This window comes from Streptomyces sp. NPDC001502 (assembly GCF_042894785.1).
GTDB classification, from domain to species: domain Bacteria; phylum Actinomycetota; class Actinomycetes; order Streptomycetales; family Streptomycetaceae; genus Streptomyces; species Streptomyces kutzneri.
On record NZ_JBIAVW010000012.1, the window covers coordinates 41,780 to 65,807 of the forward strand.

Below are 24,028 nucleotides of genomic sequence, written 5' to 3' on the forward strand. Positions count from 1 at the left end.
TGCCCATTATCGGGTCGGCCGGGCCGTGCGGTCGGGCCGGGCCCTTCCGGTGAGTGCCAGCCGGTCGGAGAGCGGGGCCAGTTGGCGGATGTCGAAGAGGTGCGCGGACCGCTCCAGCAGCGCGCCCGGTTCGGCAGGATCCGCCCGGCCCGCCTGCAGGGAGCCCTGCCAGTTCCATTCCCGTACGGTGTCCTCGGCCAGTCGGCGCAGACCCGGATCCCGCACGTCCAGCAGGGTGACGGCGGCCCGCAGCGAGGCGGTGCCGCCCCGGGCCCGCAGCAGGTGGAAGGCGGCCCGGCGGGTGTGCGTCGGACGCTCGGGGGCGACCCGCGCCATCAGCCAGTCGGCGGGCAGCGGCCCCGCGGTGGCGCGCAGGCCGCGGGAGACCTCGCGGGCCACCGCCGGCGAGGGGTCGTCGAGCAGCGACCGCAGCAGCCGCTCGTCGTCCGCGTCCAGCAGGCGCAGCCCGGCGACGGCGGCGGCCCGCACCAGGCCGCCGGGGTGCTCCAGCAGGGCGCGGAGCAGCGGCCCGTCCTCGCGGCGGGCGCACTCGGCGAAGCCGCTCACCGCGTACGGGGTCACCCGGGCCGGGTCCGTGACCAGCTCGCGGTAGCGGGCGTACGGGTCGCCGCCGTCCTGGCGGACCAGCCAGCGGGCGCAGGCCCGGACCAGCCCGGAGCGGTCGGTCAGGTACACCCCGGCCTCGGCGGCCCGCCCGGCCCCGCGCAGGGCGGTGACCCCGGAGGCGCGGACCATCGGGATGCGGGCGCCGAGCAGGAGGTCGACGGCCCGGTCGTCCGGCCCGTCGGCGGCCAGCGCGGCGAGCGCCGCGTCCGCCCACATCCGGGCGGTCGGCGGGTCCGGTTCCACGGCTGCCAGCCGGGCGAGCTCCCGTACGCCGAACTCCCCGCTCTCCAGCGAGAGCCGCGCGGCGAACCGCCGGGTCGGCAGGTCCGTGCTCTCGCGCAGCTCGGCCCGCAGCGACTCGCCGCGCAGTGCCCCGGGGAGCAGTGCGGCGGCCCAGGCGCCGTGCTCGCGGCGGCCCAGCCGCACCAGGAGCGGGGTCAGCCGGCGCACCGTGCCCGCGGGGTCGGCGTCCAGCACGGCGCGCAGCACGCGCCGGGCCTGTTCCCGTACGGCCGGAACCCAGTCGGTGCAGCGGATCGCGACGAGTTCGAGCACCGGATCCGGCGCCCGGAGCGCACCTTCGCGGACGTAGCCGTCGGGTTGGCACAGCGCCACCGCGTCGTCGCCGGGGTATGAGGTCCCGTACCGGTAGCGGCTGATATCGCGTACCGCCTGGTCGAAGGCGATCCACGTGTCGGCCACGCCCCCGGGGAGCGGTACCGGCGTGTGGCCGGGATGCCCGCCGTCCATCAGCCGCTCCGCGCTCTCCTGCCCCGCCCGTAGGGCCCGTTCCCGTCTGGCGCTCATGCGGCCTCCCCTGTTGTCCTCACCGCAAGGGTAGGCAATCGGACGGCCGCTGCACTCCGGTATTTCCGCTGGTCAGGGGGCTCGGCGCGGCTCGATTGACGAAACATACGGAGTAGTGCATAGTTATGCCTGTCGTTGAATGCACCGTAAGGAGAAACCCGTGACCGAGCGCGTCGTACTCGCCTACTCGGGCGGCCTGGACACCTCCGTCGCCATCGGCTGGATCGCCGAGGAGACGGGCGCCGAGGTCATCGCCGTTGCCGTGGACGTCGGCCAGGGCGGCGAGGACCTGGACGTCATCCGCAAGCGCGCGCTCGACTGCGGTGCGGTCGAGGCCGAGGTCGCCGACGCCTCCGACGAGTTCGCCAATGAGTACTGCCTCCCGGCGATCAAGGCGAACGCCCTCTACATGGACCGGTACCCGCTGGTCTCGGCGCTCTCCCGGCCGGCCATCGTCAAGCACCTGGTCGCCGCCGCCAAGAAGCACGGCGCCACGACCGTCGCCCACGGCTGCACCGGCAAGGGCAACGACCAGGTCCGCTTCGAGGCGGGCATCGTCGCCCTCGCCCCGGACCTCAAGTGCATCGCCCCGGTCCGTGACTACGCGATGACCCGGGACAAGGCGATCGCCTTCTGCGAGGAGAAGCAGCTCCCGATCGCGACCACCAAGAAGTCCCCGTACTCCATCGACCAGAACGTCTTCGGACGCGCCGTCGAGACGGGCTTCCTGGAGGACATCTGGAACGCCCCGATCGAGGACATCTACGAGTACACCTCGAACCCGGCCCTGCCGCGCGAGGCCGACGAGGTCGTCATCTCCTTCAAGGAGGGCGTCCCGGTCGCCATCGACGGCAAGCCCGTCACCGTGCTGCAGGCCATCCAGCAGCTCAACGACCGCGCCGGAGCCCAGGGCATCGGCCGGATCGACATCGTCGAGGACCGCCTCGTGGGCATCAAGTCCCGTGAGGTGTACGAGGCCCCGGGGGCGATCGCGCTGATCACGGCCCACCAGGAGCTGGAGAACGTCACCGTCGAGCGCGAGCTGGCCCGCTACAAGCGGCAGGTCGAGCAGCGCTGGGGCGAGATGGTCTACGACGGCCTGTGGTTCTCCCCGCTCAAGCGGGCCCTGGACGGCTTCATCAACGAGGCCAACCAGCACGTCACCGGTGACATCCGGATGACCCTGCACGGCGGCCGCGCCGTCGTCACCGGCCGGAAGTCGGACGAGTCGCTGTACGACTTCAACCTCGCCACCTACGACTCGGGCGACACCTTCGACCAGTCCAAGGCCCAGGGCTTCATCGAGATCTTCGGTCTCTCCTCGAAGATCGCGGCCCGCCGCGACCTCGCCTGACCGGCCAGCAGTTCGGACCGCCTCCCCGTTACCTCCGCGGCGGGGAGGCGGTTGCACATCCGGAGCCCCAGGGGCTCTCGGAGCCTGACCAGCAGTCAAAGCCATGCAGTCTTGAGGAGCAGTAGCTGTGAGCAGCAACAAGGGTGACGTCCGGCTCTGGGGCGGCCGGTTCGCCGACGGTCCTTCGGAGGCGCTGGCCCTGCTGTCGGCGTCGGTCCACTTCGACTGGCGCCTCGCGCCGTACGACATCGCGGGCTCCCGCGCCCACGCCCGCGTCCTCCACAAGGCCGGCCTGCTCACGGCCGAAGAGCTCGACCGCATGATCGCCGGACTCGACCAGCTCGAAGCCGACGTGGCCGACGGCTCCTTCACCGGCACCATCGCCGACGAGGACGTGCACACCGCCCTGGAGCGCGGCCTGCTGGAGCGCCTCGGCGCCGAGCTCGGCGGCAAGCTGCGCGCCGGCCGGTCCCGCAACGACCAGGTGGCCACCCTCTTCCGGATGTACCTGCGCGACCACGGCCGGATCATCGGCGGTCTGATCGCGGACCTCCAGGACGCGCTGGTCGGCCTCGCCGAGACGCATCACGACGTGGCCATGCCGGGCCGGACCCACCTCCAGCACGCCCAGCCGGTGCTCTTCGCCCACCACGTCCTGGCCCACGTGCAGTCCCTGTCCCGGGACGCGGAGCGGCTGCGCCAGTGGGACACCCGGACCGCGGTGTCCCCGTACGGCTCGGGCGCCCTGGCCGGCTCCTCGCTGGGGCTGGACCCGGAGCAGGTCGCCGCCGACCTGGGCTTCGAGCGGGGCTCGGTCGGCAATTCGATCGACGGCACGGCCTCGCGGGACTTCGTCGCCGAGTTCGCCTTCATCACCGCGATGATCGGGATCAACCTCTCCCGGATCGCGGAGGAGATCATCATCTGGAACACGAAGGAGTTCTCCTTCGTGACGCTGCACGACGCCTTCTCGACCGGCTCGTCGATCATGCCGCAGAAGAAGAACCCGGACATCGCGGAGCTGGCGCGCGGCAAGTCGGGCCGCCTCATCGGCAATCTGACGGGCCTGCTCGCCACGCTCAAGGCGCTGCCCCTGGCGTACAACCGGGACCTCCAGGAGGACAAGGAGCCCGTCTTCGACTCCTGCGACACCCTGGAGGTCCTGCTGCCGGCCTTCACCGGCATGATGGCGACCCTCACGGTCAACCGGGAGCGGATGGAGGAGCTGGCCCCGGCGGGCTTCTCGCTCGCCACCGACATCGCCGAGTGGCTGGTCAAGCAGGGCGTGCCGTTCCGGGTGGCCCACGAGGTGGCCGGCGAGTGCGTCAAGGTCTGCGAGGGCGAGGGCATCGAGCTCGACCAGCTGACGGACGACCAGTTCGCGAAGATCTCGGAGCACCTGACCCCCGAGGTCCGGACCGTCCTGAACGTCAAGGGCGCCCTCGCTTCGCGGGGCGGCCGTGGCGGCACCGCCCCGTCGGCGGTCGCCACCCAGCTCACCGAGCTGAAGGCCGACCTGGTCATCCAGCACGCCTGGGCGACCCACAAGCAGTAGCCCGTACGCCCGGAGGGGCGGTGGGAGCCCGTCGGCTCCCGCCGCCCCTCCGGTGTGTGCGGGGATCAGCAAACGATGGTGATCGAGAAGGGCCGGTCGCTGTCGACGGCTGCCGTGCCACCCGCGGACGGCGTGGCGGTGCGGATGAAGAGGGTGTTCGAGCTCACCTTGCCGACCAGGATGGAGGAGCTGCCCGGGCCGGGGTCGGATCCGCCGTTCGTGTTGATCGTGCCGAGCAGGGCGCAGTTGCCCAGATCGCCGTAGGTGTCGATGTTGTAGCGACCGATGCCGAACTTCCTGATCGCGCTGACGCCTGACGAGCCCTGCACGGCGCCGTTCGCGGCGACCTTGGCCCAGGCGGTGGTGGTCACGGCGGCGCGCGCCGCCTCCCTCGGCTCGGCCGACGCCGAGGACACGGCGACGACGCCGCCGACCGTCAGTGCCAGTGCGGCGGCCCCGATGACCAGCTTGCGTGATGCGTTCATGGTTCTCTCCCTGCCGAAGACGGAGTCTGTGCAGGTGAACCCGCCCCGGGTAAGGGCTCACTGGAGAGCAGACTCCCGGGTCAGGGGCCGGCGGGGGAAGGATCCGGGGGCGTAGTCACTCCAAATGATCACGGTGTGCATCGGCCCGGTGAACACGGGTAGTGATGATCGAATCACCAGGGGTAGCCGTCCGGTTACGGTGCGGCCCACGCGGCCAGGGCGTCGAAGTCCGCGCGGACCAGCCCGATCTGCTCGTCGACGCGCATCAGCAGGGTCTCTGCCGGGTGGCGCTGGTCGACGTACTCGCGGTCCATCGCCGTGATGTCGTCGTCGATCCAGGCGAAGGGCCGCTCGCCCGCGTATTCGAGGATGTACTGGGTCTTCCAGAACGTGCCGCGCGGCGCCCGGCCGTGCATCACCGGCCAGTCGATGAAGGGGAGTCTGGGCAGCCCCAGGTGCGGGCCTATCCAGTCGTTCGCCTCGTCCTTCCACGTGGTGGCCCAGACCAGCTCGAAGGCGTCCGCGAGGGCGAGCAGCTCCGCCCCGTGGGCGTGATTGAGCCATACCCGCAGCGGCTTGGCCTGCTCGGCTTCCGTCCAGCCCGTCGGGCGCATCCGGTGGGTGCGGTAGCCCTCGGGGCGGCGCTGGGCCTTGGCCGCGTAGGGGTTGAGGGGCCCGTCGACGTCGATCAGCAGCAGTGGCTTCATTTCGGCAGGATTCCGTTCCGGCCGCCTCGCGGGCAGCTCATTTTTCGACTGAATGAGACAGTGACGTCTCATTTGGGGTACGCTTGTCTCATGGCCATGGATCGTGACCAGGTGCTCCGCGATGCGGCCGCCCTGCTTTCCCGCAAGTCGACCGCCACGATGGACGAGGTCGCCCGCGCCGCCGGCATCGGGCGCGCGACCCTCCACCGGCACTTCGCCGGACGCGACGCCCTCGTACGGGCCCTCGAAGATCTCGGCATCCGGGAGTTCGAGGTGGCATTCGACAACGCCCGCCTCGACGAGGGCACGGCGGTGGAGGCGATCAGACGCCTCGTCGCCGAGGCCGAGCCCAACGCCCAGCTGCTGGCCTTCCTCGTCACCGAGAACCAGCTGTTCGAGGGCGACGAGGTCAACGAAGGATGGGCCCGGCTCGACGCCCGCGTCAGCGCGCTCTTCCGGCGCGGCCAGGAAGAGGGCGACATCCGGATCGACCTGAGCCCCGCATGGCTCACCGAGGCGCTTTACGCCCTCGTCGGCGCCTGTGCCTGGGCCGTGATGGACGGCCGGGTCGCCGCCAAGGACTTCCAGTACATGATCATCGAGCTGTTGCTCGGTGGCGCCAGACGGAGTGTGGAGAAATGAGCAGCATCCAGCAGCTGACCAGCCCGACCGGGACGGAGACCAGGAGCCGCGGCCGCTGGCTCGCCCTGGGCGTGCTGGTGCTCGCCGTGCTGCTGGTCGCCGTCGACGCGACCGTACTCGGCCTCGCCACGCCCGCACTCTCCGAGGACCTCAAGCCGTCCGGCACCCAGCTGCTGTGGATAGGCGACATCTACTCCTTCGTCATCGCCGGTCTGCTGGTCTCCATGGGCAGCCTCGGTGACCGCATCGGCCGCAAGAAGCTGCTGCTCACCGGCGCCGCCGCGTTCGGCGCCGTGTCCGTGCTCAACGCCTACGCGACCAGCCCCGAGATGATGATCGTCGCCCGGGCCCTGCTGGGCGTGGCCGGTGCGACCCTGATGCCGTCCACCCTCGCGCTGATCCGCAACATCTTCCACGACCCCAAGGAGCGCAGCCTCGCGATCGGCATCTGGGGCGCCACCGCCTCGGCCGGCGCGGCCGTCGGCCCGGTCGTCGGCGGAGCCCTGCTCCAGCACTTCTGGTGGGGCTCGGTCTTCCTGATCAACCTCCCCGTGATGATCGCCCTGGTCGTCGTCGGAATCAAGCTGCTTCCCGAATCCAAGAACCCGGTCGCCGGCCCCTGGGACCTCGTCAGCGTCGGTCTCTCCCTCGTCGGCGTGATCAGCGTCGTCTACGCCGTCAAGGAAGTCGCCACCCACGGCATCACCTGGGAGGTCGCGGCCACCGCGACACTCGGCGCGGGCGCCCTGTACGCCTTCGTACGCCGCCAGTTCGGCCTGCCGTCCCCGCTGCTCGACATGCGGCTCTTTGAGCACCGCGGCTTCTCCGGCGCGGTCCTCGCCGACCTGCTCACCGTCTTCGGACTCTCCGGACTGGTCTTCTTCCTCTCCCAGTTCCTGCAGCTCGTCCAGGGCCGCGACCCGCTGGAGGCCGGCCTCGCCGAACTGCCCGCCGCCATCGGCGCGGTGGTCACCGGCCTGATCGCGGGCCGGTACGCCCGCCGGTACTCGGTACGGACCATCGTGGCCGGCGGCCTCGGCGCCATCGGCCTGGCCCTCGCCGTGCTCACCCTGATCCACAAGGAGAGCGGCTACCCGCTGCTCGGCGCGGCCCTGCTCGTCGTCGGCCTCGGCGCCGGCTTCTCCTTCACCGTCACCGCCGACGTGATCCTCTCCAGCGTGCCCAAGGAGCAGGCCGGCTCGGCCTCCGCCGTCTCCGAGACGGCGTACGAACTCGGCGCCGCCCTCGGCATCGCCCTGCTCGGCTCCATCGTCACCGGCGTCTACCAGAGCTTCACCGCCCCGGCCTCGGTCGCGGGCCCGGTCGCCGACGCCGCGCACGAATCCCTCGGCGGGGCCGTCGAGGCCGCCAAGGAGCTCGACCCGCACACCGCCCAGGTGATGGTGGGCGCCGCCCAGGACGCTTTCGTGGACGGGCTGCGGCTCGCCTCCGGCGTCGGTGCGGCCGTGCTGCTGGCCACCGCCGTGGCCGCCTGGTTCCTGCTGAAGGGCCAGCGGCTCCAGGAGGGCGTCGAGCACTGACGTTCCGGCGCTTCCGGGCAAGGGATGGTGTCCCGGCCGGAGTTGACAGTTCGTAGAACTGCGGGACACCATCCCGGCGATGGAGATCAACGATCTGACCCCGGCGGAACGCCGCGTCTGGGAGGCCTTCCCGCGCGGCGACGGGGTCGACTTCCGCGCCGCCCCCGAGGACAGCTCCGTCGACGGAGCCGACTGGGGCCCCGACCGCACCCTGCGCGCCGAGGTGCTGCGGGCCATCCTGCTGGGCGCCTGCCCCGCCGTGCAGGGCCGGGTCCCCGGCCTCAAGGTCAAGGGCGCGAAGATCGTGGGCAAGCTCGACATGCGCTACGCCGTCATCGACCACCCCATCCGGCTGCGCGACTGCTGGTTCGAGCGCAAGCCCCTGATGTACGGGGCCCAGCTGCGCGCCCTGGTCCTCGGCTACTCCACACTGCCCGGCCTGACCGCTTCCACGCTGCGCGTCGACGTGGTCCTGCGCCTGTCCCACTGCCGGATCGCCGGCCCCGTGCGGCTGCAGGGCTCCAAGATCTCCGGGGGCCTCTTCCTCCAGGGGGCCGTGATCGGCCCCACCGCCGGCGAGGAGGCGGACGAGCCCCCGCTCCAGCTCAACCACGTCGAGGTCGACACCGACATCATCGCGAACGACCTGACCGTGCACGGCCAGCTCCGCCTCAACGGGGCCACCGTCGGCGGCCAGATCCAGCTCGACCGCGCCCGGCTGCTCGCCCCCGGCGGGATCGCCCTGCACGCCGAGAACCTGACCGTCGGCACCGACCTGCGCGCCCACCGGATCCAGGCCCGCGGCATGGTCAACCTCACCGGCTCCCGGATACCCGGCCAGGTCAACCTCAGCCGTGCCGACCTCGCCAACCCGGACGGGACCGCCCTGCGCGCCTCCAGCTGCGCCATAGGCGAGCTGTGGCTGCGCCGCTGCGAAACGGTCCGGGGCGATGTGAACCTGCGCCGGTCCACCGTCGACCTGCTCCACATCGACCCGGAGGCCTGGCCCGAGCGGATCGCCATCGACGGCCTCACCTACCGCACCCTCGCCCCGCACCTCCCCGCCGAGCAGCGGCTGCCCGCCCTGGAACGGGAGGAGTCCGGCTACCTCACGTACGCCTACGAACAGCTCGCGGCGGCCTACCGTACGGCGGGCGACGAGGCGGCCGCCCGGACCGTCCAGCTCGCGAAGCTGCGCAGGCACCGCCACACCCTGCCCCGGGCCGCCCGGGCGTGGGGGCTGCTCCAGGACGCCACCGTCGGCTACGGCTTCCGGCCGCTGCGTGCGGCGGGCTGGCTGGTGGCCCTGCTGATGACCGGGTCGATCGCGTACGGGATCGACCCGCCGCGCGCCCTGAAGGCGGGGGAGGCGCCGGACTTCAACGCGGTCTTCTACACGATCGACCTGATGGTGCCGATCGTCAGTTTCGGCCAGGAGGCGGCCTTCGCGCCGGGAGGCTGGCACCAGTGGCTGTCGTACCTGCTGATCGTGACCGGCTGGATCCTCGCCACCACCACGGCGGCGGGCGTCAGCCGGTCACTCCAGCGTCAGTGAAGGGACGATCTACGCGGCCTTCGCCTTGGTGGCGTACATGTCGACGTACTCCTGGCCCGAGAGGCGCATGACCTCGGCCATCACCGAGTCGGTGACGGCGCGCAGCACGTAGCGGTCGCGGTCCATGCCCTCGTAGCGGGAGAACTCCATCGGCTCGCCGAAGCGGACGGTGACCCGGCCCGGGCGCGGCATGCCGGCGCCGCCCGGCTGGAGCTTGTCGGTGCCGATCATCGCGAACGGCACGACGGGGGCGCCGGTCATCAGGGTCAGACGGGCGATGCCGGTGCGGCCGCGGTAGAGGCGGCCGTCGGGGGAGCGGGTGCCCTCGGGGTAGATGCCGAAGATCTTGCCCTCTTCGAGGATCCGGCGACCGGTCATCAGGGCCGCGACGCCGCCGTTGGCGCCGTCACGGTCGACGGGGATCATGCCGGAGCCGGTGAAGAACCAGGCCATGGCGCGGCCCTTGATCCCCTTGCCGGTCACGTACTCGTCCTTGCCGATGAAGTGGACCGTACGGTCGCACACCAGCGGCATGATCATGGAGTCGATGAAGGTGAGGTGGTTGCCCGCCAGAATCACCGGCCCGGAGCCGGGGATGTTCTCGATGCCCTCCACGCGGGTGCGGAACATCATGCGCATGACCGGTCCGACAGTGGCTTTGATGAGCTTCGTACGGAACAACGTGGGCCCTCCGGCATCGAAAAGCGGTTCGCGCACCCACCACACGGCGGTAGCGCAGGTGAGGACGATACTCGCGGGTCGGCTTCCCGCGCACATCGGGTTCACGTGTCGGATACGCAGTGTTGACGCGTGTTTGCGCCAAGTTCCCCGGATGTGCCGTCGCCGCACCCTCCTCGGCCACTCCCCTTTGCCTACCATCGGCACGCCGATCGCGGGCCGCGACACGGCGTTCACGACGAGGAGTGACACTCATGACACAGGGTGGGGCAGCGCGGCGCACGGTCCTGGGAGCGGCCGTCCTGGCGGCGGGGACCGGGATCACCGGACTCACGGCGGGTTCCGCCGCTGCGGACGACGGGTACGGAGACGGCCGCGGCGACGGAGGCTTCCGGGACCTCCCCCACCCCACCGTCATCGGCCATCGCGGAGCCAGCGGCTACCGCCCGGAGCACACGATCGGCTCCTACCAGCTCGCCCTGGACCTGGGCGCCGACGTGGTCGAGCAGGACCTGGTCCCGACCCGGGACGGCCATCTGGTGTGCCGCCACGAGAACGAGATCGGCGGGACCACCGATGTCGCCGAGCACCCCGAGTTCGCCTCCCGGCGCACCACCAAGTCCGTCGACGGGGTCGCGGTCACCGGCTGGTTCACCGAGGACTTCACCCTGGCCGAGCTGAGGACCCTGCGCGCGAAGGAACGTATCCCCGCCGTCCGCCAGCGCAACACGCTCTACGACGGCCAGTGGGCCGTACCCACCTTCGAAGAGGTGCTCCGCTGGGCCGACCGCGAGGGCAAGCGGCGCGGCCGGCGGGTGTGGCTGCACGTCGAGACCAAGCACCCCAGCTACTTCCGGGGCCTGGGCCTCGGCCTGGAGGAGCCCCTCGCCAAGCTCCTGCGCCGCTACGGGCGCGACGGGCGGGGCGCCGCCGTCTTCCTCCAGTCCTTCGAGCCCTCCAGCATCCAGCGGCTCTCCCGGCTGGTCTCCGCGCCCCGCGTGGTCCTGCTCTCCGCTGCGGGCACCCGCCCCTGGGACTTCGAGGTGGCCAAGGACCCGCGCACGGTCGCGGACCTGGTCAAGCCCGAGGGGCTGAAGTGGATCGCCGGCTTCGCCCAGGGCATCGGCCCGACCATGGACCTGATCCTCCCGCGCGACGCGGCCGGCCAGCTCGGCGCCCCGACCACCCTGGTGAAGGACGCCCACGCCCGCGGGCTGCTGCTGCACCCCTACACCGCACGCAACGAGAACAGCTTCCTGCCCGCCGAGTACCGCAAGGGGACCGACCCCACCGCGTACGGGGACGCCCTCGGAGCCTTCCGCACCTACTTCGAACAGGGCATCGACGGGATCTTCACCGACAACCCGGACACCGGACTCCTCGCGGCAGAGGCCTTCCGCCCGGGCCGACGGCCCGTCAACCGCTGAGCGCCGCTTCCCGTACGAGTGGGCCGGGCCCGGCGGGGAAACCGTCCGGCCCGGCCCGCTCGTCCCGCCCGGCATGGACCTGCTGAAGGCTGATTACCTCGACAAGCTGGGCCCGCTGCTCTCCGCCGAGGCGGCCGCGGAGGCCCCGGGCACCGGAGTGGACGCGGCCGACCTGGAACAAGCCGTCTGGGTCAGGCTGCTGGAGAGCGGCCGCCACGCCCCCGATCCGGCCGAACCCGCGGAGCCGGCGCGGTGGCTGCGCCGGGCGGTCCGGGCGGAGGCCCGCCTCGCCCGGCGCCGGGCCCGCCGGGAGATCCCGTACGGCCACCGCCAGCACTCGGTGGACGGGAGCGCACCGGTCGGCGCGGCCGCCGCGGCAGAGCCGGAAGACGCCCTGCTGCACGGCGAGGAGAACCGTGCACTCCGATCGGCGGTCGCCCGGTTGCCCGGACGCTGTCCCGAGCTGATGAAGGCACTTCTTTCGCCCAGAGACCTCACTTACCGTGAAATCGCAGGAGAGTTGGGTATCTCACAAGGAAGTTTGGGGCCCGTGCGTTCCCGTTGCCTGGGATGTCTGCGCAGAATGCTGGCTGCAGAGGTTGCGGCTCCTGGCCTGCGGGGAAAGGAGCGGTAGACCAACGGGCTACCAGGTGAGCTGGAGGCATGCGCACATGGGCATGAGCGTGACCATTTCGGCGGCGGCTGCCGAGGACGCTGAGCAGATCTTCAAACTGCAGTACCTGGCCTTCCAGCGGGAGGCCGAGCTGTACGGCAACTACCTCATCCAGCCGCTCACCCAGTCCCTGGACTCCCTCAAGGGGGAGCTGGCGACGGACACCGTCCTGGTGGCCCGGCTCGGCGACGAGATCGTCGGGACCGTGCGCGGCAACGTCGACGACGACGGCACCGGCAAGATCGCCAAGCTCTGTGTGCACCCGCGCCTGCAGGGTCACGGTCTCGGGGCGCGCCTGCTGCGTGCGGTCGAGGAGGCCCTGGCGAGCCCCGGCCGCACCACTCGCTTCCGCCTGCACACCGGGCACAAGAGCGAGGCGAACCTGCGCCTCTACCGCAAGGCCGGCTACGTCAAGGTCGGCGGCCGCACCGCCTCCGACGGCATCCAGCTGGTGATCCTGGAGAAGGAAGCCAAGGACCCGACCGATTTCACGGTCAGCGCGTAGCGGCCTCTCGGCTCCTGCGCAGCCAGAGCATCCCGGTGATCGGCAGGATCACCGGGATGAACAGGTAGCCCATCCCGAACTGGGACCACACGGTCGTGTCGGGGAAGGACTCCGGTCGCACCACCGTCCAGGTCCCCACGGCCAGCACACCGGCCAGCTCGGCGGCGCAGCAGACCAGCGCCGCCTTGCGGGCCGTCTCACCGCCGCGCACCAGTGAGTACGTGATGAACGCGTAGGCCAGCGCGGCCACGGCGGACAGCGCGTAGGCCAGCGGCGCCCGGTCGAACTCGGTGGAGATCTGGAAGGCCGAGCGGGAGACCGCGCCGACCACCATCACCCCGTACAGCCACACCAGCAGCAGACCGGGCCCGGAGACCAGCCGCTTGCGCCCGGTGGTGGTGGCGGCACCGGTGGCGTTCGTCGTGTCGGAGTCAGGCACCGGTGGTTCCCCAGATGTCGTAGAGCCGTACTTCGAGGACGGCGAGCACGACGGCGCCGGCCGCCACCGTGATCGATCCCCACCTGGTCCGCTCGGTCAGCGAGAGCATCCCGGCCGCCGGTACCGCGGCGAACGCCCCCACCAGGTACGCCACGAAGATCACCGTGCCCTCGTCGGGCTTCTCGCCCTGGGCCAGCTTGACCACGCCGATCACCAGCTGCGCCAGGACCAGCACGGTCACGACGGCCATACCGATGAAGTGCCAGTCCTTGGTCGGCTGGTCCCGCCATGCGGCGTGGCCGCACCAGGCGGCGAGGGCGAGTGCGGCCACGCCGATGGCGACCGTCAGGGCGTCGAGCATGCAGCGAGGGTATTACGGGCCGTAAGACCCGATGCGCGCACCCCTGCCTCCCGCAGCCCGGCGCACTGCCCGCGTGTCCGGCGTACCGGCCGTGGTCTTGACCACAGCGGACCGGGTCGCCGCACTCCGGACCGGGCGGTCCGGACAGCCCCGGACGGCCGTGTCGGCGCAGGTCGGAGGCGGGGAACCAGCCTCGGTGCGGAGGGTCGGTGCTGACCGGTGACGTCCGGTATGTGGTCGGAATGCGTCCGCTATCCGGACGTCATTGATCGGTCAGGGGAGACGTCTGCTTTACTTGGGCCCATGACCACGACGAGCAGCCGCACCCTTGCGACCGAGGCGACGATGACGCCCGGTGCTCGTTGTATGTGTCGAATGTGCGCCTTCTGAGGGCCCCTTCCTGAGCCTCGCGCCCCGAAGCGAGACCAGCCGCGCCACCACGTCACCAGCTGATGAACAGCACGGCTCACTCATGCCCCGCGCACGTGTCGACACCATCATTTTCTGACGGTTCGTCCCGTATCGCGTCCCCAGATTGTTTGCCCCGTGCCCGGCAGCCCGTTGCGCCGCGCACTCGACAGCGACGGAAATCCTGTGATCACCACATCGGGCCTCACGAAGGTCTACCAGTCCCGTGGCCGCGAGGTCACCGCCCTGGACGGCGTCGATCTCCACGTCCGCGAGGGCGAGGTCTACGGAGTCATCGGCCAGAGCGGCGCAGGCAAATCCTCCCTGATCCGCTGCGTCAACCTGCTGGAGCGCCCCACCACCGGCACCGTGACCGTCGACGGCGTCGACCTCACCGCCCTCGCCGGCCGCGGCCGGCGTGCGGGCAAGGAGCTCCGCCAGGCCCGCAGCCGCATCGGCATGGTCTTCCAGCACTTCAACCTGCTGTCCTCGCGCACCGTCCAGGCCAACGTCGAGCTGCCCCTGGAGATCCTCGGCATCTCCGGCCGCGAGCGCTCCCGCAAGGCCCTCGAACTCCTCGACCTGGTCGGCCTCGCCGACAAGGCCAAGGCCTACCCGACCCAGCTCTCCGGCGGCCAGAAGCAGCGCGTCGGCATCGCCCGCGCCCTGGCCGGCGACCCCAAGGTGCTCTTGTCCGACGAGGCCACCAGCGCCCTGGACCCCGAGACCACCCGCTCCGTCCTCGGGCTGCTGCGCGACCTCAACCAGCAGCTCGGCCTCACCGTCCTGCTCATCACGCACGAGATGGACGTGGTCAAGACCGTCTGCGACTCGGCCGCCCTGATGAAGAACGGCCGGATCATCGAGTCCGGCACCGTCGCCGAACTCCTCGCCACCCCCGGCTCCGAGCTCGCCGGCGAACTCTTCCCGGTCACCGGTACCGCCACCGGCCCCGACCGCACGGTCGTCGACGTCACCTTCCACGGCGAAGCCGCCGTCCGGCCGGTCATCTCGCAGCTCTCGCGCACGTACAACATCGACATCTCGATCCTCGGCGCCGCGATGGACACCGTCGCGGGCCGGCAGATCGGCCGCATGCGCATCGAACTGCCCGGCGGTTACGAGGACAACGTCGTGCCGGTCGGCTTCCTGCGCGAGCAGGGCCTGCAGGTCGACGTCATCGACGGGATCGACGACGAACTGGCCGAGCTGGTCAAGGATGGTGCCAAGTGACCTGGTCCGAAATGCAGCCCCTGCTCACCCAGGGCACCTACGACACCCTCTACATGGTGCTGTGGTCCACCCTGGTGACCGTGCTGGGCGGCCTGCCCATCGGCATCCTGCTGGTCCTCACCGACAAGGGCGGCCTCCTGCAGAACCAGCCGCTCAACAAGGTCCTCGGCGTGATCGTGAACATAGGCCGCTCGCTGCCGTTCATCATCCTGCTGATCTTCCTGATCCCGGTCACCACCGCGGTCGTCGGCACCTTCATCGGCCCCACCGCCATGATCGTCCCGCTGGCCATCGGCGCCGTCCCCTTCTTCGCCCGGCTCGTCGAGACCGCCGTCCGCGAGGTGGACCACGGCCTGATCGAGGCCGTCGAGTCCATGGGCGGCGGCATCCCCACCCTGGTCGGCAAGGTGCTGCTCCCGCAGGCCCTGCCCTCCCTGGTCGCCGGTGTCACCACCACCGTCATCACCCTCGTCGGCTACTCGGCCATGGCCGGCGCCGTCGGCGGCGAAGGACTGGGATCCAAGGCCATCACCTACGGCTTCCAGCGCTTCGAGACCGGCTTCATGATCGCCACCGTCGTGGTCCTGATCGCCCTCGTCACGGTGATCCAGCTGCTCGGCGACGGCGCGGTCCGCCTCCTCGCCCGCCGCGGCCGGAGCGCCTGAGAAGACTTTCCCCCCCCAACAGAGCCCGCACTTGTCGTGCTTGGGCCACCACCAGCAAGTCATCGGTACTTGTTCAGCAAGAAAGGCACTCTTCGTGCGTAAGAACATCAAGCTCACCGCCCTCGCCGCCACGGCCACCGCGCTCGCCCTCGGCCTCACCGCCTGCGGCAGCTCCTCGGACCCGTCCTCGGCGAAGGCCGACGGCGGCAAGGCCGACGAGAGCAAGCCCCTGGTCATAGCGGCCTCCCCGAGCCCGCACGCCGACGTCCTGAACTTCGTCAAGGACAAGCTCGCGGCCAAGGAAGGCCTCAAGCTGGAGGTCAAGGAGTTCACGGACTACGTCCTGCCGAACACCGCCACCGAGCAGGGCCAGGTCGACGGCAACTACTTCCAGCACAAGCCGTACCTCGACGACTTCAACAAGAAGAACAGCACGCACGTCGTGCCCGTCGTGAACGTGCACCTGGAGCCCCTCGGTCTCTACTCCAAGAAGATCAAGGCCATCGGTGACATCAAGGCCGGCCAGACCATCGCCGTCCCCAACGACACCACCAACGAGGGCCGCGCGCTCCAGCTGCTCGCCGCGAACAACCTGATCACCCTCAAGGAGGGTGTCGGCACCAGCGCCAAGCTGTCCGACATCACCGACAAGAAGGGCCTGGAGTTCAAGGAGCTGGAGGCCGCCACGGTCCCGCGCGCCCTGAACGACGTGGACGCCGCGATCATCAACGGCAACTACGCCCTCGAAGCCAAGCTGTCGCCCGCCAAGGACGCGCTGATCCTGGAGAAGGCCGAGGGCAACCCCTACGCCAACTTCCTCGCGGTCAAGGACGGCAACCAGAACGACCCGCGGATCCAGAAGCTGGCCAAGCTCCTGAACTCCGACGAGGTCAAGAAGTTCATCGAGGAGAAGTACCAGGGCTCGGTCATCCCGGCCTTCGGCGCCCCGGCCGCCTCCTGAACCGGTACCTCGTGATCCGGTTCCTCCCGGACCGGTCATGAATCTCGGCCCCGCACGCACCTGACGGCGCGCGGGGCCGAGCTCTGCCCGCTTCCGGGCAACCCGGCCCTGCACATCGCCCGGTCGATGCTGCATGCTGTGGCCTACGAACCGCACGCACGGTCCCGCACGAACGGTCCCGCACCGCGGTCGCATCGCAACACGGTCGCACCACGGTCTCAGGCATGGAGCTGCGCATGACTACCACCTTCCCGGACGTCACCATCAGCACGGACCGGCTGGTGCTGCGCCCCTTCGAGGAAGAGGACGTCACCGCGCTCGCCGAGATGATGAACGACGAGCACGTGATCGCCTGGACCAGCGCGCCCCACCCCTACACCCACACCGAAGCGCACGCCTGGGCCACCCGGCACTCCCACGCCGAACGCACCGAGGGCCGCGGCATCGTCCTCGCCGTCACCGAGTTCCTCACCCAGCGCCTCGTCGGCATCGTGCACCTGCAGAACACCAACTGGCGCACCCGCGCCACCGAGGTCGGCTACGTCACCGCCCCCTGGGCCCGCGGCGAGGGCTACGCCAGCGAATCCGTCCTGGCCGTCGCCCAATGGCTCTTCCGCTCCCAGGAGTTCGAGCGCCTCGAACTGCGCACCGCCGCCGACAACACCGCCTCGCAGCAGGTGGCCCAGAAGATCGGCTGCATCAGCGAGGGCGTCCTGCGCAACGCGTGGATAGTGCGTACGCAGACGGCGGACGGCGGCTGGGCCGACACCCGCACCGACCTCATCGTCTGGAGCCTGGTCCCCGAAGACCTCGACGAGGGCGACGGCTACGACGGATACGACAGCTACGACAGCTACGACGGATACGCCCGCAGCACCGCGTTCCCGCAGCGGGCCGACGCGAACGGCCACCGCGTCGGCGCCGACTGGAACTGAACCGATGACCGGGTAGTCTCACCGTGCCCGCCCCGACGAAACCCCACCTCCCCCAGCTGCCGCGGGGAGGTGCCCCCTGCCAGACCAGGAGACTGACGACGATGGCCGACCGGGTCACGGTGATCGGCTGGGACGGTTCGCCCCTGACCGCGGGCGCCCGGTCCGCGCTCTCCGCCGCCACCCTCGTGGCCGGCGCCGCGCACCACCTCGCCCTCCCCGAAGTGCCGCCCACCGCGGAGCGCATCCGCCTGGGCAGTGTCGGCCTCGCCGCACGCCGCATCGCCGGCCACCGCGGCACCGCGGTGGTCTTCGCCGACGGGGACCCCGGCTTCTTCGGCGCCGTACGCACCCTGCGCGCCCCGGAGCACGGCCTGGAGGTCGAGGTCGTCCCGGCCGTCTCCTCCGTGGCCGCCGCCTTCGCCCGCGCCGGCATGCCCTGGGACGACGCCCAGGTCGTCGTGGCCCACCCCCGCACCCTGCGCCGCGCGGTCAACGTCTGCCGCGCCCACGCCAAGGTCGCCGTCCTCACCTCACCCGGCGCCGGCCCCGCGGAACTCGCCCTGCTCCTCGAAGGAGTTCACCGCACCTTCGTCGTCTGCGAGGAACTCGGCACGGACCGGGAGCAGGTGAGCGTCCTCACCTCCGACAAGGCCGCCGACCACAGCTGGCGCGACCCGAACGTCGTCATCGTCATCGGGGGCGGGGGACCGGCCCCCGCGGACGCCGGCTGGCTCCTCGGCCAGAGCGCCGCCCGGTCCGCCGACCGGGGCTGGGCCAGGCCGCAGGCCGACGCGGGCGAAGGCGAATCCGCCCAGCTCCGCGCGGCCCAACTCGCCCGGCTCGGCCCGCGTACCGGCGACCTCCTCTGGGACATCGGCGCCGGATCCGGCGCCGTGGCCGTGGACGCGGCCGCCCTCGGCGCCGCCGTCATCGCGGTCGACGCCGACGCGGCCGCCTGCGACCGCATAACCGCCGCCGCCCGTGAGCGGGGAGTGCAGCTCCAGGCCGTCGCCGGGCGCGCGCCGCACGTACTGGAGAACCTGCCCGAGCCCGATGTCGTCCGCGTCGGCGGTGGCGGCGCCGCCGTCGTCGCGGCCGTCGCCGAACGCCGTCCCGAACGGATCGTCAGCCACGCCTCCACCCGCGACGAGGCGGAGGCGATCGGCAGGGCACTGACCGAACACGGTTACGCCGTCGAGTGCGCGCTGCTCCAGTCCGTCGGCCTGGACACCCGGACCTGGGCCGAACAGGACCGTTCCGTGGTGTTCCTCCTGGCAGCCGAACGCCCCGCCACGCGCTGAGCCGAGGGCCGGGGTAGGCTGGCCGATCGTCGTACTGCCTCGGACGATTCGGGCATCGCGGCACCGCCTGGACGCGCGACGTGGCGCAGTCCACAGAGGACCGTGACGGTTATGGCCGCCACGGTGGCCGACGGGCGCGACAATGCTTACTGGTTGTCGTGCAGGCGTATGCGAGACGAGTTCGTCTCACCGCAACCCCGCAGGCAAAACCGCTCGGCGGCCTCGTGGGCGACCGGGCGATCGAAGAGGCAACACCGATGGGCGAGGGGTAAGCATGACTGACACCGGCCAGGTCCCGGGCGAGGGTCTCCCGGACAACGCGGGCTTGGTGGATCAGCAGAGCGTCCCCGCTCCGGTCCAGATCCCGGCACCGATTCCCGCGGGCTACGCCTTCCAGGACCTCATGGACAACCCGGCCGAGCCGGAGGACGAGGAACTGCTGCTGATGCCGAGCGGCCAGGGTGCGTGGAGCGACCCGCAGGTCGTCCCGCAGGCCCCCGTCTTCCCCGCCGCGCCCCAGCTCGGCGAGCCGCCCCTGTACACGGACCAGTCCTACGCCGCCGCGCCCTCCTACCCCGAGGCCCCGGCCGCGTACACCGAGTTCCCCCCGCCCGTGTTCCCCGACGGCGGCTACAGCGCGGGCGCGCACGAGACGGGCGGCCGTGACTCCGGCGCGCTCGACCTCGGCGGGCTCGTCGTCCCGCCCCCGGCGGCCCCCGCCGCCCCGGTGGCCCCCGCGGCCCCCGTCCGGCGCCCCCTGCACATGGGCCCGCCCATGCCCGAGGCCAACGGCGGAGTCGTACGGTCCCTCGCCGACCGCGGCCCGGCCGCGGCGCCCGCCCAGGCCGTCCCGATGGCCGCCGTGAGCACCCCGTCGGCGCCGCTCCCGCTGCGCCAGGCAGGACCCCCGACCACGGGACCCGAGTACCTGGACATCCCGCGCGCCGAGACCGCCCCGGCCCCCGCGGCCCAGCTGGGCGAGATCCCGCCGCAGGCCGGTGCCCCGTGGACGCCGGAGCCGGTGGCGGAGCCCGCCCAGGCCCCCGCCGAGGCCGCAGCCCGGCCCGTGGAGCCGGAGCCCGTCCCGACCCCCGCGGAGCCGGTGGTCCAGCCCGAGCCGGTGGTCCAGGCCGAGCCGCTGCAGCCGGAGCCGGAGCCTGTCGCGGTCGAACCGCAGCCGGAGCCGGTCACGGTCCAGCCGATGTCCGTGGAGCCCGAGCCCCAGCCCGAGCCCCAGCCCGAGCCCCAGCCCGAGCCTCAGCCCGAGCCGGTGGCGGCCGTCGTGGCCGAGCCGGTCCAGCCGGAGCCCGTTGCCGAGGTACGGCCGGAGCCCGAGCCCCAGCCGCAGCCCGCACCCGAGCCGATCGCGGTCGAGCCGGTGGCGGCCGTGGAGCCGCAGCCCGAGCCGGTCGTCCCCGTCGAGCCGGTGGCGGCCGCGGCGCCCGAGCCGGTCGCCGAGGCGCAGCCGGAGCCCGGGCCCGAGCCGATCGCGGTCGAGCCGATCGCGCCCGAGCCGGTGGTGGCCGTGGAGCCGCAGCCCGAGCCCGAGCCGATTGCGGTCGAGCCGATCGTGGTCGAGCCGGTGGCCCAGGCCGAGCCGGTGGCCGTGGAGCCCCAGCCCGAAGAGCCGGCCCCCGCCGAGCCCGCCGCCCAGGGCGAGCCCGCGGTGGACCTTCCGGCCGAGCCCGCCGCAGGCGAGGCGGCCCCCGGCTACGCCGACGCCGAGCGCGAGGCCGTCCTGCGCGTCATGCGCGAGCGCCGCGACATCCGCAACGGCTTCCGCACCGACCCCATCCCGCACGAGGTGCTGCTCCGCGTCCTGGAAGCCGCGCACCACGCGCCCAGCGTGGGCCACTCCCAGCCGTGGGACTTCGTCGTCATCCGGTCGGCCGAGACCCGCCGGGCGATGCACGAGCTCGCCCAGCGCCAGCGCGAGGCCTACGCGAAGTCTCTGCCCAAGGGCCGGGCGAAGCAGTTCAAGGCACTCAAGATCGAGGCCATCCTCGACACCCCGGTGAACATCGTCGTCACCGCCGACCCCACCCGCGGCGGCCGCCACACCCTCGGCCGCCACACCCAGCCGCAGATGGCCCCGTACTCCGCGGCCCTCGCCGTCGAGAACCTCTGGCTCGCCGCGCGCGCCGAGGGCCTCGGTGTCGGCTGGGTCAGCTTCTTCGACGAGCGCGAGATGGTCCGCGAGCTCGGCCTGCCCGAGCACCTCGAAGTCGTCGCCTACCTCTGCGTCGGCTACGTCGACGAGTTCCCCGAGGAGCCCGAGCTGGCCCAGGCCGGCTGGTCGCAGCGCCGCCCGCTCTCCTGGGTCGTCCACGAGGAGACCTACGGCCGCCGCGCGCTGCCCGGCGAGGAGCCGCACGACCTGCTCTCGGAGACGGTCGCCAGCATCCGCCCGCTCGACGCGAAGGCCCTGGGCGAGGCCTGGGAGCGCCAGAAGCGCATGACCAAGCCCGCCGGGGCCCTGGGCATGCTGGAGATCATCTCCGCCCAGCTGTCCGGCCTCTCCCGGGTCTGCCCGCCGCCGATCCCGGAGCCGGCCGCGGTCGCGATCTTCGCCGGTGACCACGGCGTGCACGCCCAGGGCGTCACCCCGTGGCCGCAGGAGGTCACCACCCAGATGGTGGCCAACTTCCTGGGCGGCGGAGCGGTCTGCAACGCCTTCGCCAACCAGGTCGGCGCCGAGGTCTGCGTGATCGACGTCGGCGTCGCGGGCGACCTCCCGGCCACCCCGGGCCTGCTCCCGCGCAAGGTCCGCCCCGGCACCGCCGACCTCTCCACCGGCCCGGCGATGACCCGCGAGGAAGCCGTCGCGGCCATCGAGGTCGGCATCGAGACGGCCCGCGACCTGGTGGCGGCCGGCAACAAGGCCCTCCTCACCGGCGAGATGGGCATCGCGAACACCACAGTGTCCGCGGCCCTGATCTCGGTCTTCACCGGGGTGGACCCGGCCGAGGTCACCGGCCGCGGCACGGGCATCAACGACGAGACGCACGCCCGCAAGGTCGAGGTCGTCCGCCGTGCCCTGGAGCTCCACCAGCCCGACCCGGCGGACCCGATCGGCGTCCTCGCGGCCATCGGCGGCCTGGAGCACGCGGCCATCGTCGGTCTCCTCCTCGGCGGCGCGTCGCTGCGCACCCCCGTGATCCTGGACGGCGTCAGCGCCGGAGCCGCCGCCCTGGTGGCCCGCGCGATCGCCCCCGAGTCCCTGTCGGCCTGCATCGCGGGCCACCGCAGCGCCGAGCCGGGCCACGTCGCGGCGCTCAACAAGCTGGGCCTGCGCCCGCTGGTCGACCTGGACCTCCGCCTCGGCGAGGGCACCGGCGCCCTGCTCGCCCTCCCCCTGGTCCAGAGTGCGGCCCGCGCGATGCACGAGGTCGCCACGTTCGACTCGGCGGGCGTCACGGAGAAGTAACCCGTGCTCGGGTCCGCCGGGGGGCAGGGACACTCCGGGATGTCCCCGCAGGCCGAGCGAACCCACCGCCGGTCGGCAGGCCGGTCCGGCTCGGGGTTCGCGAGCCGAGGAGACGTCCCGGAGGGGCACCGCCCCACCGCGAAGCCCAACCCCAGCCCCGCCAGGGGGCGCCTCCCAGCGGTAGCTGGGGGAGTTTGAGGCGCAGGGCCCGGGGCGGGGCCCCGATCCTTGACCGGCACCCTCACACGGCAGTGGCCGGCCCCGGCACATCCCGCCCGCCGGCGTTCGAGACGCGGGGCCCGGGGCGGGTCGGGGCGGGCCCGGGGCAGAGCCCGCGGCCCGGGGGCGCAGCCCCGTCCGCGCCTCGGGACGGCCCGCGCCGTATGGTGGACCCGCACCAAGAATCCGCACGTCAGCACACCGCCGCTCCAGAGCCGCAGCGGCAAGACAGAACGACTGCCGCACCAGGAGCCGCACCGCCATGGCCGACACCCCCGCCTACCCCGTAGGACTCCGCCTCGCCGGCCGCCGCGTCGTCGTCATCGGCGGCGGACAGGTCGCGCAGCGTCGCCTTCCCGCGCTCATCGCGGCCGGCGCCGATGTCCTGCTCATCTCGCCCTCCGCCACCCCCTCCGTGGACGCCATGGCCGAGACCGGTGAGATCCGCTGGGAGCGCCGCCGCTACCAGGACGGTGACCTCGCCGACGCCTGGTACGCGCTGATCGCCACCCAGAACCGCGAGGACAACGAGCGCGCCTCCGCCGAGGCCGAGCGCGAGCGCGTCTGGTGCGTCCGAGCCGACGACGCCTCCGCCGCCACCGCCTGGACCCCGGCGACCGGCCGCATCGAGGGCGTCACCGTCGCGGTGCTGACCGGCAACGATCCCCGCCGCTCCGCGGCCGTCCGCGACGCCGTCGTGGAGGGCCTGCGCGACGGCACCCTCACCGCTCCCGCCCACCGGCACAAGGCCACCCCCGGCGTGGCCCTCGTCGGCGGCGGCCCGGGCGACCCGGACCTGATCACCGTGCGCGGCCGCCGCCTCCTCGCCGAGGCCGACGTGGTCATCGCCGACCGGCTCGGCCCCCGTGACCTGCTCGACGAGCTTCCGCCGCACGTCGAGGTCATCGACGCCGCGAAGATCCCGTACGGCCGGTTCATGGCCCAGGAGGCCATCAACAACGCCCTGATCGAGCACGCCAAGGCGGGCAAGGCCGTGGTCCGGCTCAAGGGCGGGGACCCGTACGTCTTCGGCCGCGGCATGGAGGAGCTCCAGGCCCTCGCCGAGGCCGGCATCCCGTGCACCGTCGTCCCCGGCATCTCCAGCTCCATCTCGGTGCCCGGCGCCGTCGGCATCCCGGTCACCCACCGCGGTGTGGCGCACGAGTTCACCGTGGTCAGCGGCCACGTCGGCCCCGACGACCCGCGCTCGCTCGTGGACTGGGCGTCCCTCGCCAAGCTCACCGGCACCCTGGTGATCCTGATGGGCGTCGACAAGATCGGCCTGATCGCCGAGGCACTGGTGCGCCACGGCCGCTCCGCGGACACCCCCGTCGCGGTGATCCAGGAGGGCACCACCGCCACCCAGCGCCGGGTGGACGCCACCCTGGCCACGGTCGGCGAGACCGTGCGCGCCGAAGAGGTCCGGCCGCCGGCCGTCATCGTCATCGGCGAGGTCGTCCGCGTGAACGGCCCGGGCGACCGCACCCTCCCCACCACCAGCGCCTGACAGGCCGTTGGCACCG

The 24,028-nt window shown here is 72.1% G+C and carries 21 protein-coding genes; 15 read left to right on the forward strand and 6 right to left on the reverse strand.

Going from position 1 to position 24,028, the window contains the following annotated elements; genetic code table 11:
* Positions 1-6 precede the first annotated feature (6 nt).
* Entirely contained in the window at positions 7-1,434 is a 1,428-nt protein-coding gene (locus tag ACFY0D_RS22050) for a hypothetical protein (protein ID WP_390799800.1), read from the reverse strand.
* A 160-nt stretch (positions 1,435-1,594) separates the two neighbouring features.
* On the opposite strand from ACFY0D_RS22050, the gene ACFY0D_RS22055 reads away from it, so the two are divergent.
* The gene (locus tag ACFY0D_RS22055; RefSeq protein ID WP_030009472.1) at positions 1,595-2,788 is read left to right on the forward strand and encodes an argininosuccinate synthase; all 1,194 of its coding nucleotides are present in this window, start codon (positions 1,595-1,597) and stop codon (positions 2,786-2,788) included.
* Positions 2,789-2,915: 127 nt separating this feature from the next.
* Positions 2,916-4,343: an argininosuccinate lyase gene (gene argH / locus ACFY0D_RS22060; RefSeq protein WP_390799801.1), complete on the forward strand. Its 1,428-nt coding sequence runs from the start codon at positions 2,916-2,918 to the stop codon at positions 4,341-4,343.
* A 65-nt stretch (positions 4,344-4,408) separates the two neighbouring features.
* On the opposite strand, the gene ACFY0D_RS22065 is transcribed toward argH, so the two are convergent.
* Positions 4,409-4,828 carry a hypothetical protein gene (locus ACFY0D_RS22065; protein WP_390799802.1) on the reverse strand — a complete coding sequence of 140 codons (420 nt, stop codon included), beginning with the start codon at positions 4,826-4,828 and terminating at the stop codon, positions 4,409-4,411.
* A gap of 194 nt (positions 4,829-5,022) precedes the next feature.
* Entirely contained in the window at positions 5,023-5,535 is a 513-nt protein-coding gene (locus tag ACFY0D_RS22070) for an HAD domain-containing protein (RefSeq protein WP_390799803.1), read from the reverse strand.
* A gap of 90 nt (positions 5,536-5,625) precedes the next feature.
* On the opposite strand from ACFY0D_RS22070, the gene ACFY0D_RS22075 reads away from it, so the two are divergent.
* The 3 genes from ACFY0D_RS22075 (at position 5,626) to ACFY0D_RS22085 (ending at position 9,273) form a co-directional block, all read left to right on the forward strand.
* A complete protein-coding gene (locus ACFY0D_RS22075) occupies positions 5,626-6,177 on the forward strand; it encodes a TetR/AcrR family transcriptional regulator (RefSeq protein ID WP_390799804.1) in 552 nt (183 codons plus the stop codon).
* Positions 6,174-7,718, forward strand: coding sequence for an MFS transporter (locus tag ACFY0D_RS22080; protein ID WP_390799805.1), 1,545 nt, complete (start codon positions 6,174-6,176; stop codon positions 7,716-7,718). Before ACFY0D_RS22075 ends, ACFY0D_RS22080 begins: the two co-directional genes overlap by 4 nt.
* A gap of 79 nt (positions 7,719-7,797) precedes the next feature.
* Positions 7,798-9,273, forward strand: coding sequence for a membrane-associated oxidoreductase (locus ACFY0D_RS22085; RefSeq protein WP_390799806.1), 1,476 nt, complete (start codon positions 7,798-7,800; stop codon positions 9,271-9,273).
* A 9-nt stretch (positions 9,274-9,282) separates the two neighbouring features.
* On the opposite strand, the gene ACFY0D_RS22090 is transcribed toward ACFY0D_RS22085, so the two are convergent.
* The gene (locus tag ACFY0D_RS22090; protein ID WP_390799807.1) at positions 9,283-10,050 is read right to left on the reverse strand and encodes a lysophospholipid acyltransferase family protein; all 768 of its coding nucleotides are present in this window, start codon (positions 10,048-10,050) and stop codon (positions 9,283-9,285) included.
* Between the two features lie 155 nt (positions 10,051-10,205).
* On the opposite strand from ACFY0D_RS22090, the gene ACFY0D_RS22095 reads away from it, so the two are divergent.
* The 3 genes from ACFY0D_RS22095 (at position 10,206) to ACFY0D_RS22105 (ending at position 12,556) form a co-directional block, all read left to right on the forward strand.
* Entirely contained in the window at positions 10,206-11,378 is a 1,173-nt protein-coding gene (locus ACFY0D_RS22095; RefSeq protein WP_390799808.1) for a glycerophosphodiester phosphodiesterase, read from the forward strand.
* Positions 11,379-11,451: 73 nt separating this feature from the next.
* Complete coding sequence (locus ACFY0D_RS22100) at positions 11,452-12,012, forward strand: sigma-70 family RNA polymerase sigma factor (RefSeq protein WP_390799809.1); 561 nt, start codon at positions 11,452-11,454, stop codon at positions 12,010-12,012.
* A 37-nt stretch (positions 12,013-12,049) separates the two neighbouring features.
* Positions 12,050-12,556: a GNAT family N-acetyltransferase gene (locus ACFY0D_RS22105; RefSeq protein ID WP_390799810.1), complete on the forward strand. Its 507-nt coding sequence runs from the start codon at positions 12,050-12,052 to the stop codon at positions 12,554-12,556.
* Here ACFY0D_RS22105 and ACFY0D_RS22110 read toward each other — a convergent pair.
* Both ACFY0D_RS22110 and ACFY0D_RS22115 read right to left on the reverse strand, forming a co-directional pair.
* Positions 12,546-12,995, reverse strand: coding sequence for a hypothetical protein (locus ACFY0D_RS22110; protein WP_390799811.1), 450 nt, complete (start codon positions 12,993-12,995; stop codon positions 12,546-12,548). The two genes, ACFY0D_RS22105 and ACFY0D_RS22110, sit on opposite strands and share 11 nt — an antisense overlap.
* The gene (locus ACFY0D_RS22115) at positions 12,988-13,356 is read right to left on the reverse strand and encodes a hypothetical protein (RefSeq protein ID WP_390799812.1); all 369 of its coding nucleotides are present in this window, start codon (positions 13,354-13,356) and stop codon (positions 12,988-12,990) included. Before ACFY0D_RS22115 ends, ACFY0D_RS22110 begins: the two co-directional genes overlap by 8 nt.
* Before the next feature lie 594 nt (positions 13,357-13,950).
* Between ACFY0D_RS22115 and ACFY0D_RS22120 the strand changes: the two genes are divergently transcribed.
* The 7 genes from ACFY0D_RS22120 to cobA all read left to right on the forward strand — a co-directional run bounded on the left by ACFY0D_RS22120 (position 13,951) and on the right by cobA (position 24,012).
* Complete coding sequence (locus ACFY0D_RS22120) at positions 13,951-14,997, forward strand: methionine ABC transporter ATP-binding protein (RefSeq protein WP_390799813.1); 1,047 nt, start codon at positions 13,951-13,953, stop codon at positions 14,995-14,997.
* Positions 14,994-15,662: a methionine ABC transporter permease gene (locus ACFY0D_RS22125; RefSeq protein ID WP_390799814.1), complete on the forward strand. Its 669-nt coding sequence runs from the start codon at positions 14,994-14,996 to the stop codon at positions 15,660-15,662. The genes ACFY0D_RS22120 and ACFY0D_RS22125 overlap by 4 nt, the downstream gene beginning before the upstream one ends.
* A 94-nt stretch (positions 15,663-15,756) precedes the next feature.
* Complete coding sequence (locus tag ACFY0D_RS22130; RefSeq protein WP_301372302.1) at positions 15,757-16,623, forward strand: MetQ/NlpA family ABC transporter substrate-binding protein; 867 nt, start codon at positions 15,757-15,759, stop codon at positions 16,621-16,623.
* 236 nt (positions 16,624-16,859) lie between these two features.
* Positions 16,860-17,558, forward strand: coding sequence for a GNAT family N-acetyltransferase (locus ACFY0D_RS22135; protein ID WP_390799815.1), 699 nt, complete (start codon positions 16,860-16,862; stop codon positions 17,556-17,558).
* A 101-nt stretch (positions 17,559-17,659) separates the two neighbouring features.
* Positions 17,660-18,859 (forward strand): precorrin-6y C5,15-methyltransferase (decarboxylating) subunit CbiE, encoded by a 1,200-nt coding sequence (cbiE, locus tag ACFY0D_RS22140; RefSeq protein ID WP_390799816.1) that lies wholly within the window; start codon positions 17,660-17,662, stop codon positions 18,857-18,859.
* A 274-nt stretch (positions 18,860-19,133) separates the two neighbouring features.
* A complete protein-coding gene (cobT, locus tag ACFY0D_RS22145; protein WP_390799817.1) occupies positions 19,134-22,286 on the forward strand; it encodes a nicotinate-nucleotide--dimethylbenzimidazole phosphoribosyltransferase in 3,153 nt (1,050 codons plus the stop codon).
* Positions 22,287-22,767: 481 nt separating this feature from the next.
* Positions 22,768-24,012 carry a uroporphyrinogen-III C-methyltransferase gene (cobA, locus tag ACFY0D_RS22150; protein ID WP_373043739.1) on the forward strand — a complete coding sequence of 415 codons (1,245 nt, stop codon included), beginning with the start codon at positions 22,768-22,770 and terminating at the stop codon, positions 24,010-24,012.
* Positions 24,013-24,028: the final 16 nt, after the last annotated feature.

Coding starts and splice junctions, on each gene's coding strand:
- ACFY0D_RS22070 (WP_390799803.1), bottom strand. CDS start 5,535: ATGAAGCCACTGCTGCTGATCGACGTCGACGGGCCCCTCAACCCCTAC.
- ACFY0D_RS22090 (WP_390799807.1), bottom strand. CDS start 10,050: ATGTGCGCGGGAAGCCGACCCGCGAGTATCGTCCTCACCTGCGCTACC.
- ACFY0D_RS22080 (WP_390799805.1), top strand. CDS start 6,174: ATGAGCAGCATCCAGCAGCTGACCAGCCCGACCGGGACGGAGACCAGG.
- ACFY0D_RS22050 (WP_390799800.1), bottom strand. CDS start 1,434: ATGAGCGCCAGACGGGAACGGGCCCTACGGGCGGGGCAGGAGAGCGCG.
- ACFY0D_RS22085 (WP_390799806.1), top strand. CDS start 7,798: ATGGAGATCAACGATCTGACCCCGGCGGAACGCCGCGTCTGGGAGGCC.
- cobA (WP_373043739.1), top strand. CDS start 22,768: ATGGCCGACACCCCCGCCTACCCCGTAGGACTCCGCCTCGCCGGCCGC.
- ACFY0D_RS22115 (WP_390799812.1), bottom strand. CDS start 13,356: ATGCTCGACGCCCTGACGGTCGCCATCGGCGTGGCCGCACTCGCCCTC.
- ACFY0D_RS22135 (WP_390799815.1), top strand. CDS start 16,860: ATGACTACCACCTTCCCGGACGTCACCATCAGCACGGACCGGCTGGTG.
- ACFY0D_RS22105 (WP_390799810.1), top strand. CDS start 12,050: ATGGGCATGAGCGTGACCATTTCGGCGGCGGCTGCCGAGGACGCTGAG.
- cobT (WP_390799817.1), top strand. CDS start 19,134: ATGACTGACACCGGCCAGGTCCCGGGCGAGGGTCTCCCGGACAACGCG.
- ACFY0D_RS22095 (WP_390799808.1), top strand. CDS start 10,206: ATGACACAGGGTGGGGCAGCGCGGCGCACGGTCCTGGGAGCGGCCGTC.
- ACFY0D_RS22100 (WP_390799809.1), top strand. CDS start 11,452: ATGGACCTGCTGAAGGCTGATTACCTCGACAAGCTGGGCCCGCTGCTC.
- ACFY0D_RS22065 (WP_390799802.1), bottom strand. CDS start 4,828: ATGAACGCATCACGCAAGCTGGTCATCGGGGCCGCCGCACTGGCACTG.
- ACFY0D_RS22075 (WP_390799804.1), top strand. CDS start 5,626: ATGGCCATGGATCGTGACCAGGTGCTCCGCGATGCGGCCGCCCTGCTT.
- cbiE (WP_390799816.1), top strand. CDS start 17,660: ATGGCCGACCGGGTCACGGTGATCGGCTGGGACGGTTCGCCCCTGACC.